This is a genomic window from Tritonibacter horizontis (assembly GCF_001518015.1).
In the GTDB taxonomy this organism is placed as follows: domain Bacteria; phylum Pseudomonadota; class Alphaproteobacteria; order Rhodobacterales; family Rhodobacteraceae; genus Epibacterium; species Epibacterium horizontis.
Window position 1 is genome coordinate 1 of the sequence record NZ_LPUY01000060.1, and the last position, 11,599, is coordinate 11,599.

Here is an 11,599-nt window from a genome sequence, read left to right on the forward strand (position 1 = left end):
CAAACCCCGGTCGGGAGAACAAAAACAGCTTGATTGTCCGGATAACATCGAACCATGTATGCACCGCGATGAAATCATCGACCGTGCCGCCCCATTTCCTCACCGAGGAGAGCGCGTGGTGATAGGGATGTGCCATCGCCGCCCCCTCAGAAATCATGGGTGAAGAGTTCAGACGAGGTGAAGCGCTCGTTGAGCTCGAGATGGATGCAGCGGGCGGAAGCGTCGAAGCAGAACTCGCCGTAGGCGCCGTCGTTGTTTTCCCAACCGCCATGTGTGTCAGACAGGAAGTCGTAGGCGAGCTGCTCGACAACATCCTCCAGCGAGAGCTGCCGCATCTCGACCTCGGGGTCATCCCAGGTCAGCGCGGCATAGGGGATTTCGGTTGCGGGAAAATCGACAGCCGTCTCGCCCGCCCAGGCGCCGATGCTTTCGATCTGGCCGCTGTCACCGGCGCCGTCGAAGGTTACGGTGACATGGGTGATGCCGGCGGCAATGAGACCATCGAACAGGCGGTCCTTGTTGCCCGGGCGAAGGGCGAGGATCCGGGCGGTGCGTTCGGCATGCGCGGCAAGGATCGCCCCGAAATCGACGGTGGAAGGCCGCAGCGGGGCGGCCAGAGTGGGTTCAGTCTGGGTCATGGATAACTCCGTTCGGTGAGGACAGGTCAGACCCCCGGGTGGCGCACTCCTCTGCCCCCCGAAGGCTCAAACCCATCCCATCCCTCCTCTGTCTCTCGGGCGTCACGCCGCGATCTGCAGCGCCCGGGCGGCAAAGGCGCGCCAGAGCGGGTCGACCAGACGCGCATCCAGCAGATCGGCACGGTGATGCAGTCGCTGCGCCAGTTCAGGCTCGTGCCAGTCAATGGCACGTCCAGCCTGGGCGCGAAGTTGAACAGCCTCGGTCACGACGGCCCGCGCCTCAAGAGCATTGGCGACAGGGTGGCACCAAGCCACAGCGCCATGACTGGCGGCCCCGGCAAGAACCAGGCGCTGGTCGCAATCAAGGATGGCCAGAAGCTGCGGCGCTGCATCGGAGCCGTTGTCCTCGGCAAGCTCAAACGCCCCCTGCATGGCATCGGCCAAGATCGCAAAACGCTCAACGACCACGGGGGCAGCGGTGCCCGACATCAGGGCTGCAGGCGTCCGGTGCATCCGCGTCAACGCGAAAGGCAGGCTGGGATCAGGAGCGACAGCTGGGCCATTTGGGACGGGGCCCATCGGGCGCGGGCTCGGCTGAATCGGCAGGGGAAGATCAAACATAGCAATGTCTCCAACGGCGCGGGAAGCCACTCTCCCCGCCTCATCCGTCAAAGACCAAACCGCCGCCCTCTTGCTCGAAGGGGCGACGGTAGCAAGTCTGGTGCCACGATCAGAGCTTGCCGAGGGCCCGCAGGCTCAGCTCCGTTCCGGCACCGACGATGATGTGGTCATGCAGCGTCAGGCCGAGATACTTGCAGCCCTTCTGGATCTCCTTGGTCATGCTGAGATCGGCCTCGGACGGCGTCGGATCGCCCGACGGGTGATTGTGGATCAGGATCAGGGCGCTGGCGTTCAGCATCAGCGCCCGCTTGATCACCTCGCGCGGATAGACAGGGACATGATCGACTGTGCCGGTCGACAAAAGCTCATCGGCGATGATGCGGTTCTTGCGGTCGAGATAGAGGACATGGAATCGCTCGATGGGACCTCGGACGGTCAGAGCGCAATAGTCCATCAGCGCCTGCCAGCTCCCGATGACCGGGTTCTGGCTAAGGTAACGGCCGAGGATATCGCGGGCCTCGAGGACGATGGTTTCTTCCTGGGGGGTCATGGGGGTCTCGCTGAAATGCGCAGGCCGAAGCCCCCCTGCCCTCTCGGGCGGGGCCAGTGGCATGCATTTGGAAGGGGAAAGCGCGACCGCCGCCGATGCAGGCGGTCGCGTTGTCGAGCCCGGCGTCAGCCGACCCGGTCGAGGAGCTTCTTGGCGCGCCCCTCCATGTCGAGGCGGGCATCCTGCTGGGTCTTGTCGCGCGCAAGCCGCGTGATGCCCTGCACGAAGTCGAAAATACTCTCGGGCGGGCGGCCCTCTTCCATCAGCACTTTCTCGATGATCTTCCCGGACTCCGCCTTCGAGAAGCCCCGCTTGCGCAGGAAATCCGCGCGATCCTCGTCGCTGCGCGCTACGATCTGCTGCCGCGCTGCCTTGATGCCGTTCACGAAGCCCTGCGGCGAGGAATTGGCGAAGCGCGTCAGCGCCGGTGCCGCCTCATGGGCAAAGCGGGAAGCGGCGTATTTCGAATGGCGGATGCGGATCTCCTGGAAATCCTCGACGCCCCACAGATTCCTGTTTTGACACACCGCCCGCAGGTAAAAGCTCGCCATGCCGAGGGTCTTGGCACCAACTTCGGAGTTCCAGCAGTAGAAGCCGCGGAAGTAGAGATCGGGGGAGCCGTCCGGTAGCTTGCCCGCTTCGATCGGGTTGCGATCGTCGACCAGGAACAGGAAGACGTCGCGGTCCGAGGCATAGAGCGTGGTCGTGTCGCGGCTGATCTCGACATCGGGGTTGTAGACCCCGGTCGACCAATCGAGCACGCCCGGCACCTTCCAGCGCGTGTCGCCGGTGCCATTGCCCGCGATGCGCTGCACCGCCTCGACCAGCTCGAAATCGTGGATGCGGCCGTAATCGGGGCCGGTCACGGCGCGCAGTTCTTTGCGGCCATCTTCGGTCTCAAAAGTCTTCACCTGTTCGGCGCGGTGGTTGGTCAGACCATATTGCAGGTTGATCCCCGCCAACGGCGCGGGCAATTGCCGCAGATAGGAGGCCGGGGCGCCGACGATGCTGGCAAGCTGGCCGAACGCCCAATGCGTGGGCGCGACCGGTTCTTGCGCCTTCGGCAGCATCAGGTGCAACCGCTCGGGGTTGTCGCGCGCGGCCTCGACGCGGATATCCGCCGTCTGCACCACGCGGCTACGGCTGCGCTCCGACCGGCCTTTCACATTGGCCCAGAGATCATCGAGTGACAGATACCGCTCGTCATCCGGCCGGTTGAACCATTCGGACGACACCCGCCCGTTCCGCTCACCCCGGCTCACATCCACTTTCCAGCCACCCGCCCGCGCCGGTGCGACCGGATCCAGAACTTCCACAACACCCATCGGTATTCCTCCGTGACAGGCGCCGGAAGCCACTCTCCCAGCCTTTAACCTGTCGCGAAAGCAACCAGCCTTTCTCTCACTCTAAATCGGTTTGGGAAGAGGGTGGGCGTCTGATGAACATGCGAAGGCCAGCTTGCGCTTGGCGCGAGCCGCTATTCGTGGCTTTAGGTCTCTCAGACCAAGAAGATTGCGGTATCCGGCTGGGGAACTCGCTTTCTCGGCGGAAGTTCGAAATTGATGACGCCCCGCTCCCGCATATCCAAAAGGACACTGTTCAGATGCTTGCGGCGAATTGGAACTTCCTCCATCGCCTGATTGAACATCGGGCCAGGAAATGCCCGCATTCGGCCTTTCAGGAAACTCACGATTATCTCCTCAGCCCGTTTTCTATTCGCTTTGCACCCGACGCCTTTCTGTTCCTGCTGGATCGCTGCGATGTCGGCAGAAGAGAACAAGCTGACTTGCGGGCTGTCACCTTCGCGGAGGTTGTGACGCATCACTAGTTCCTGCTTCTCGACCTTCTCTTGAACGTCGCGGAATACTTCCAACCCGGACGGGCTCTGCGTACCGAGTATTAGACGCATCTTCACTCGCTCGCGCCTCGGCACCATGATCGAGAAATCGGGTAGATATGATGCCACTTTGTTCGAGCGCATCGCGGCCTTCATCAGGTACAGCATCTTCTGCTCGTTGCTCCAGCCGGCGGGTAGGTGCGCGAACTCATCAGCCCATGCCGCGTCCGCTAGGAACCGCCCGAAGGACGCCTCAACCTCGTGATATTCAGCATGTCGGTTGATGTGGTCCGACATGAAATTCAGCATGAACTCGCCATTCTGTTCACGCAGGAAGCGGAACACCTCTTCGTTACGAATGTTCCATCCGGTCGGGTCAATGAAGGTGAACGTGAAACCGTCAGTCACTTTGGTGGCGATCGCATTGAGGTTGTCTTCGAATGCACCTTCGAAAACGTGTATCTCGAACCGCCCTTTCGAAGCAGCGTACTCCCGAAGGCGCGCAACCGCTTCTGGACGCTGTTCGCAGAAACAGAAGCGAATTTTCAGTCCACCGACGCCGCGCTTTTCTAGATCAGCGCGAACAGCTTCCAAAGTGTTGATTGCCTGATCGAACGACGCATCTGAATACTTAGCGTCATCAGATATGCGCCAAGGTCCGGCAAAGGCATCTACGAAATTGAATGTAGGAGAATGGCCTTGCAGCGTCTTGTATGCCGCTGCTTGGAGGTATTTCGTCAGGAACTGGTGCTTAATGAATGATTGTTCGCGGTCGCGGTAAAGGTCTAAATCTGCTTCCATACGTGTTTCTCGCTATTGCAATTCGGCCATGATCGCCTTCGGCACGATTTGCCACGGGAACCCGTTCCATTCTTCGCCTTCGAGCAGACGACCGCCGGATTTCGGCCGCGCACCGCCCCACTGTTTGAAGAAGAAAGCAACTTCGTATCGCTCACAGGCAACGCGCAATTCGGTCGCCCACGCCGCTTCCATCGGACGAGCGCCGGGCCCACTTTCGCCGCCGACAATCGCCCAAGCAACACTTGTCAGATCGACCTCGCCAATCGGGCCTAGCAGCGGTTCGAATGAGATGAAGCGCGCATCCGAGTTGATCTGCCGAAGGTGTTCAATCCGCCCTTTGTGTGCGGCATCCTCGACGGACACGCCAAGCCAGATATGCGACGGCACTCGCCCACCGTTGTAGCGGCGGCGCACGTAGTTGCGCATCAGTGATGAGCGCTTGGTCAGGACTTGATAGACATGCCAGTCGGCGGCCTCCATCGCATCGAACACGTGGTCGATGAACTCACGCGGAATATCCTTGTGGAACAGGTCGCTCATCGAGTTGACGAAGATCATTCGCGGCTTCTTCCACTGTGCGAGCTGCCCAAGGCGTGACGGCCATAGGCGCAAGTCGAAACCTTGTTCGTATGGATGTCCTTGAATACCGCGCCAGCGTTCAGCGAACCTTTCTGCGTAGCAATGGTCGCAGCCGGGACCGACCTTCGTGCATCCCGTCACAGGATTCCATGTCGCATCCGTCCATTCGATTTCAGATTTCTGTGCCATCCTGCTCCACCTCTTTTTGTGGATAACTCTAATGGCATATACACAGATGAGGAACTCCTAAGTTTGTTGAACATCGATCTACGGAAACCCGCGATGCAAACTTTCAATCTTGGAAATGTTGTAAGTTGCGTCAGCGGCAGGTCGCTAGAGGTCAATTTGTATAGGCGCCAGACCGGTTTGAGCCAAGATTGGCCAATCCCGGCGGGTTTCCCCGCCGGGCCTAAGGGGAAGGCCCCGTTCTCAGAACGGGATCTCGTCGTCGCGGTCAACCAGCTCGGGGTTTTCGTTCTCGGCCGACTTCGGGCGGCTCAGGAAGTCGACCTTCTCGGCGATGATCTCGCAGCCGTAGCGGTCGTTCCCCATGCTGTCGATCCACTTGCTGTAGTGGATGCGGCCATGGACGAGGACCTTCATGCCCTTTTCGCAATGCTCCGCGACCGTCTTGCCGAGACCGTTGAAGCAGGTGATGCGGTGCCATTCCGTGTCCATGACCCGGTAGCCGTTCTCGTCGCGCAGGACGCGACCTTCCGAGAGGCGGGGGCGGGAGGTGGCGAGGCTGAAGTTGGTGATGTTGGTGCCGCCTTGGGTGGTGCGGACTTCGGGGGTCTGACCGATGTTGCCGGCGAGGATGACGATGTTCTGCATGATAAGCTCCTGTGTGTCCTGTCTTCGGGACCGTCCCTTCGACAAGACCCGGAAAAAGCCCGTCGGGCGACGCGAGCACGGTGGACAGCATGGACGCCGGAAACCCCCAGAGGACCGGGGTGGAGCGGGCAGCCCCAAAGGGGCAACTCGGCCCGGACTGACGCGGGGTTGCGCGCGAGAGCCCGAACGGGATTAGGGGATTGTCAGTCGAAGGGATGGCCCGGGAGACAGAGATGCGCGGGGAGCCCATGCCAGAACCCGTCACCCGGCCAATCGAGACCGCCTGACCCCAAGTTCAGCACCTGCCTGGCGGCAAAACGACGGTCACCAGCCTTTGCCACCCCTGCCCCAGCCTTCCGGGAGTTGCGGCGCCCTGCATCGACGGGCTATCGATACCGGGACATTCAGGACACGGACCGCACAAATGGCTGATTGCGATCTCGAGCCACTGTCGCTCGGCGAGCTGAAGAAAATGCAGAAGGACGTCGCCAAGGCGATTGCCACATTCGAGGATCGGCAGAAGGCGGAAGCCCGCGCCAAGGTAGAACCTGTCGCCCGGGATCTGGGCTATTCACTGGCCGAACTCGTCGGGACAGATAGCAAGACCAAGCGCGCTCCAGTCGCACCAAAATACCAGCACCCTGAGAACCCGGCCGTCACCTCGTCTGGTCGCGGGCGGAAACCGCAGTGGTTCGTAGACGCGCTGGCTGCTGGCACAACGGCTGGTGATCTGGAAATTCGCTGAAAGATTACCAACCCTGTGGCTAAAGAGTCCGAGGCGGATCGGTGCCCGACCCAGTCATTCGGGCCTGGCGCCGCGTATGATCGGTGCGGCTTCACTTTGGCCGCCAATGTCGTGCCGCGGCCCACATCGAAAAACTTTCAGAGTTGCCGATATTTGCTGCAAACCGTCTCAATGCCGGCTCATAAAAATATCCAACACTTGCTTCGCTGAGTCACCTAATTGGAACAATAGAACTTCAGCCGCGTGCTTGCTCTGGCACAGGCCGTCTGCATGGCATCCCAATGCATCAGGAACTGCCGCAGGCGGTTCGGCCAACGCTCTTGGTTCAGGCCCTCCACAAGCGCTTGCCTGCGCGCCATCTTCGCTCCGACAATCCAGATTTCACGATCAAAGGACGGATTTCGACACGACGCGTGGAGCAGATCGTTGAGTTGAGCAGATGTGAGACCGTTAGGATTCCGAAAGATGCGGCTACGACCATGTAGCCTGACTTGATTAGCCTGTACGTCGGTTTCCCATCGATCGGGCGTCCAGACCGTGGATGGCTGTCCGCGCGAGATAAACCCGAGGCTTGCGAGTGCTTGCCGACCGACATCCTGTAGTCCGCCGACATGATATCCGGTGCCGCCCCGCCCCACATCGCCGACCTTTGCGTGAACAAACACGATCTTCCTGTTATCAGGATCAAAACCTATGAAGTCCGCGGCTTCACGGCTATCGTCATCACACAACCAGACCGGTATGGCTTCAATTTCGGCGGTAAGTTTGTCATCCGCGATCCCGTTGGCAGCGCGCTGGCCTTCGCATGTTACCGAAAAAAGCCCGAAAATGGATTGCCTGTACCAATGTGCACGATTTGCGGCGTATTGATCGTCGCCCTTCTCGGTCAGGACATCATCGAGCGTGGGCGATGCGTGGATATATTCGAGAACCGGTTTGACGCCACCGTCCTGAACCCACTGCATCTTCGGTTCGTAGAAATTGCCCTCCGAATACACGACGCTGTCACGCTGTGTGAGAATTCGGAAGGCCTGCCCTTTGTTAAGCCGCTGTACGAGCGTCAAGGCCTGACGCCTATCCTCTCCTGCCTGCGCGGGAGCAAGCTCATCCAGCCTTGGGCTGGTAACCCTGTATTTGCGGGTTTCCGAAACGAACTCGACGCTACACGGCACATCCTCGTCGCCGATCTGGATCGTGAATCCGCCTGTTGCGCCATCCACCTCGGCACATAGATCAAAGTAATCGATGTCCTCAAGGAGAACCCAGGCCGCACCACCGGCCTCGTCGTCGCGCATGTCGTCAAGCGATGGGTCAAGCAGGATCGAAACCGGCTGGGCTTCTTGGTCATCGATATCTTCGACCAAGGCAGCATATCGATTAAAGACATGGCTTCGTTCCCGATCGGCATCCGCCAGCTCGGCGGCGATTTCTGTGGTCCATGTAACATAGTCTGCAACCGAAACATGGCGCTCCGAAGCATCGCGCAGGCGCGAGCGATTAAAGCCAACATACCGGGCGGTCCCGTTTACAAAACCGGCGGCAGTTGCAGGAACGAGCGAAGGATCAAGCAAATCGGTAAAAGCATCTGCAAAAGAACGAGTCCGCAGAGCCATTGCCCGGATCGCATGTTGGGACATGTCGAGAGAGGAGAAGGACATGCGGGAAAGTCGGGACGGATTGTCGTCACTCTCGGGGAAGGCCTTTTCCATGACCGACCTGCCCGCTCGTTTGAGGCTTAGGCCGTCCATATCCACCACAAGGCCTTCTGTATCGTGCATGAAAACGAGTTCACCCTGTTGGACAGCAAGGAAAACCCCAAGCTTCCATTCAGAAAAGAACCGGTCGATCAGGTACGGCGAGTTTCGCCACGCATAGTAGGAAAAACCGATCGAACCATCCGGCATGCCTTCAATCGGCGTGATCTTAAACCGGTCCTTGTCCATGATTGCTTCTTCGATCACCGTGGCGAACACACGGATGTCGGGAAGCGGTGCGGCAGTTCTCAGAACAGCGGCGGTTCGGGGAAGCTGGATGTCGCCTGCGGCGAGTGGCTGTTCGAACTCGAAGCGCCCCCGAAATTCACCGCCAATATATTGATACTCGGCCATGTATTCGAGCAGGCGGTCCGGAAGCGTAACCTCGTTCGTGACGATATGCGCGGTGTTCCGCGCCGCATAATCCTCGTAGCCTTGGTATCTCTCCCAAGTAGTCCGAATACGCTCGGCATTGGCAGGAGTGGAAAGAATCCAACCTGCCTGGGGTATACCATCCTCACCCCGCGAATATCTGGTCGCACGTCCAATCTGCTGCACGAGTTGTCGTGCATTGCCCATGAGATCGAAGATGGCGACGGCAACGAATGACGGATCGTCAATCCCCTCCATGAGCTTGTTCTGGTGAATCCAGAACTTCGCGTCAGGGCGGGACCGAAGAGCGGACGCGACGCTGGTGAACATGTCCCGGTTCTGCTGCGTCTTCTTCGCGCGGTCATGGATCACGACAGCTTGCGTTTCGAAGACGCGGTTAATCTCGGTCTGTAAGAGCGTGAGGGTCTCAAGGTCATCACCGCGCACCATGACTTTTGGCGTTACGCCGTTCAAAAACCAGCGTTCGGCCTCCCGCAGGCGCTCGAGCAATTCCTTGTGCAGAATGCCGACAAACTGTGGGATTGCAGCTTCCCGCACAACTGGTCCGACGTCGCCTTCTGGCACGATGATATCGGCGGGACGGATAATACGCCCGTCAACTGCCTGCCTGTAAGGGAAGTTGAAGAGATAACGTCCGCGCACACGAAACGACTTGTAGTCGTTCCTGTAAGGCGTTGCGCTCAATAGAAGAGTCGGCAGATTGAATTCTCGAACGCCGCGTGACCACGAGATAGCAGGCTCGTAATGACCTTCATCGACGATCACGAGATCAAACTCGTCCCGGATATGCGCTAAAATAGCTGCTGCAACTGCCGAACCGCCATCATCAGGATCTTGTGCCGTCTTGCGGATGTCGCCGAGCGCCTGATGCGTGCCGACCAGAATGGCGCGATCAGTGGCCTGATCGCCCAGATGCTGCACCACCATGCCGACATTCTTGGGCAAGAATTGTTCGACATACACGTTGTCAAGCGTGGTGCCGAACACGTCGGCCTCCGCGGTGAAGAGCGCCGAGCCGTTTGCCTCATACCCAAGGTGAGACCAGAAACGGTAACGGATGTCCGCCAGGAGTTGCTCAGTCAGCGCAGTGCGTGGCGTCAATACGAGAACACGGCGGACCTCCGGCAGACACCGCGCAAGGATCGCAATGATGCCAGACTTGCCTGTGCCGGTGGGTAGCTTTAGGAGCGCAGCTTCTGTGTGCTCGGGCCGCTCCGGTATCTGCTTGTCCCCGTGCAGATAGGCAACGACCGTGGCGATAGCTGCTTGCTGGTGCCCCCAGAGGTGTGGCGCATCGTCGACACCCTCCCAGAAGTTGTAGCTTCGAAGGTGCCGGAGGGTCCGCGAATAGGCTCTGTTATCGATTCCCTGTCCCGTAATCGACGTCCGCTCATCCGAAATTAGTTCTTTTAGATTCACTTTTTGTTTTCCTTGGCCGGATGGCAGTACGTCGATCGGCTTGCATACTTCGCCTTATAGTTGAAGCGTAACCACTTATTTTTTTGGCGGAAAGAGCTCTTACGAATATTCTAAGTCATTCAACTATCAAAGCATATGACATTGCAAAGGCCGCTTCGAACGCTGCATGCAGCACCGAAAGATAGAATTAATGTTCGGTCCGGCCCGGACATGTCGATATTCTTGGCGTTGTGGCAGTCGCGTTGCAACTGGCACCTCTACAGCTTCAGGCCATCTGGCGCTGCGCCATCGGCGGTCCACTGTTCCGAATATTTCACCGGCACCGTGCGAGAGCGCAACGACGCAGCAGAAGACGCTTCTGCGCCTCCGCGTGAGCCTGCCGGGGTAACCGTGGGCCTAAGCCCACGGGTCAATCTCAACCAGCACCTGAACCTCGTCGCCGTCGATTTCATCGGCGGGGACGGCGCCGAAGGATCCATCCCCTGCCTGGAAGACGACGATCGAGACCATGAGCGTGGCGGCGAGGGAGGCTGCGAAGGCGTGTGCATCTTTGCGGGACATCTGTTTGGCTCCTGTCTTGGAGGCGGGGGACCATCCCCCGCGCGACAGGACCTCGAAGGCCCGAATACTGGCTGACATCACCGGGTGCGTTCGGCTCGTCCGAATCCACCCGGCGGCACGGGCTTGCCCGTAGTCCGACCCCTCGCGGGTTGATCTCGAAGACAGAATTCGGGGCAAGGAAGGGAATGGCGAGCGGGGGATGGTCCCCCAACGTCAGGAGCGGATTGTCCCGCTGATGCTTCTAACGCCGCCAGCCTCCCGGCCACGCTCTTGGTTGAAGACTCCTTCTTTGGGGATGGATCCTTTGGTGCCCCGCGAACTCAAAGGACAAGGTTGTGATGGATGAGAGGCCCACGCTTGGGCGGGCCCCTCGATTTCAGTTGGGCTCAGGCGGCCAGGTCCGCGCACCCTGCCCTATCACCGTCCTCAGTGCCGACGATCTCGAGCCGCGCATTGCGGTATCCTTCCTTGGCGATCCAAAGCTCGGCCGCAGTGACGGACTCCGCCAGATACAGCAGCTCAGTGTTGCCGGCGAAATCGAGAAGCACGCGCACCTGCCCGGGCTTCGGATCCTCGGCCACCTCGAAGACGAGGGCGCTGTCAGCGGAATGGCTGCGCATGATGGTGACGAGGATCACCCCGTCCGAGGAGAAATTGCCCTCATGCAGCGTGAACGACGCGGGTGCCGTCCATGTCGGGTAAGGTCGGGGTGGCTCCTTTTTCACAAGACGGCCAACGCCGTTCGAGCGCTCCCAAGCCGCGAGCTTCTTGGTGAAGCGTGCAGGAGGCTTGGGGCTGCCGTCGGTGTAGCGAATGAGCGCCCCAAGGGGCGCGGTGTCGATGATGGTTGTTGCAGACATGATTCCT

General features: G+C 59.6%; 12 protein-coding genes. 1 reads left to right on the top strand and 11 read right to left on the bottom strand.

The genetic code is table 11. The features are described 5' to 3' along the window. The 8 genes from TRIHO_RS24420 to TRIHO_RS09875 form a co-directional block, all read right to left on the bottom strand. The coding region (locus TRIHO_RS24420; RefSeq protein WP_408646185.1) for a DUF6915 family protein at positions 1 to 136 on the bottom strand (136 nt) is incomplete at its 3' end. A 10-nt stretch (positions 137 to 146) separates the two neighbouring features. Next, the gene (locus TRIHO_RS09845; RefSeq protein ID WP_068242594.1) at positions 147 to 638 is read right to left on the bottom strand and encodes a DUF6878 family protein; all 492 of its coding nucleotides are present in this window, start codon (positions 636 to 638) and stop codon (positions 147 to 149) included. A gap of 102 nt (positions 639 to 740) precedes the next feature. Next, positions 741 to 1,259 carry a DNA repair protein RadC gene (locus TRIHO_RS09850; protein WP_068242596.1) on the bottom strand — a complete coding sequence of 173 codons (519 nt, stop codon included), beginning with the start codon at positions 1,257 to 1,259 and terminating at the stop codon, positions 741 to 743. A gap of 109 nt (positions 1,260 to 1,368) precedes the next feature. Then, the gene (locus TRIHO_RS09855) at positions 1,369 to 1,809 is read right to left on the bottom strand and encodes a JAB domain-containing protein (protein ID WP_068242599.1); all 441 of its coding nucleotides are present in this window, start codon (positions 1,807 to 1,809) and stop codon (positions 1,369 to 1,371) included. A 125-nt stretch (positions 1,810 to 1,934) separates the two neighbouring features. Further along, positions 1,935 to 3,134 (bottom strand): hypothetical protein, encoded by a 1,200-nt coding sequence (locus tag TRIHO_RS09860; RefSeq protein ID WP_068242602.1) that lies wholly within the window; start codon positions 3,132 to 3,134, stop codon positions 1,935 to 1,937. Between the two features lie 173 nt (positions 3,135 to 3,307). Further along, positions 3,308 to 4,447, bottom strand: coding sequence for a three-Cys-motif partner protein TcmP (gene tcmP / locus TRIHO_RS09865; RefSeq protein WP_068242605.1), 1,140 nt, complete (start codon positions 4,445 to 4,447; stop codon positions 3,308 to 3,310). A 12-nt stretch (positions 4,448 to 4,459) separates the two neighbouring features. After that, a complete protein-coding gene (locus tag TRIHO_RS09870) occupies positions 4,460 to 5,215 on the bottom strand; it encodes a DUF5131 family protein (protein ID WP_068242608.1) in 756 nt (251 codons plus the stop codon). A gap of 240 nt (positions 5,216 to 5,455) precedes the next feature. Then, positions 5,456 to 5,860 (bottom strand): single-stranded DNA-binding protein, encoded by a 405-nt coding sequence (locus tag TRIHO_RS09875; protein ID WP_068242612.1) that lies wholly within the window; start codon positions 5,858 to 5,860, stop codon positions 5,456 to 5,458. A gap of 424 nt (positions 5,861 to 6,284) precedes the next feature. Here TRIHO_RS09875 and TRIHO_RS09880 point away from each other — a divergent pair, with 424 nt between their 5' ends. Continuing rightward, entirely contained in the window at positions 6,285 to 6,605 is a 321-nt protein-coding gene (locus tag TRIHO_RS09880) for an H-NS histone family protein (RefSeq protein ID WP_068242615.1), read from the top strand. 215 nt (positions 6,606 to 6,820) lie between these two features. Here the strand turns inward: TRIHO_RS09880 and TRIHO_RS09885 are convergent, their stop codons facing one another. The 3 genes from TRIHO_RS09885 to TRIHO_RS09890 all read right to left on the bottom strand — a co-directional run bounded on the left by TRIHO_RS09885 (position 6,821) and on the right by TRIHO_RS09890 (position 11,592). Next, positions 6,821 to 10,171, bottom strand: a complete 3,351-nt coding sequence (locus TRIHO_RS09885; RefSeq protein ID WP_068242617.1) for a DEAD/DEAH box helicase — start codon at positions 10,169 to 10,171, stop codon at positions 6,821 to 6,823. 396 nt (positions 10,172 to 10,567) lie between these two features. After that, the gene (locus tag TRIHO_RS23870) at positions 10,568 to 10,732 is read right to left on the bottom strand and encodes a hypothetical protein (RefSeq protein ID WP_165595903.1); all 165 of its coding nucleotides are present in this window, start codon (positions 10,730 to 10,732) and stop codon (positions 10,568 to 10,570) included. 386 nt (positions 10,733 to 11,118) lie between these two features. Beyond that, the gene (locus tag TRIHO_RS09890; protein WP_068242620.1) at positions 11,119 to 11,592 is read right to left on the bottom strand and encodes a hypothetical protein; all 474 of its coding nucleotides are present in this window, start codon (positions 11,590 to 11,592) and stop codon (positions 11,119 to 11,121) included. Positions 11,593 to 11,599 lie beyond the last annotated feature (7 nt).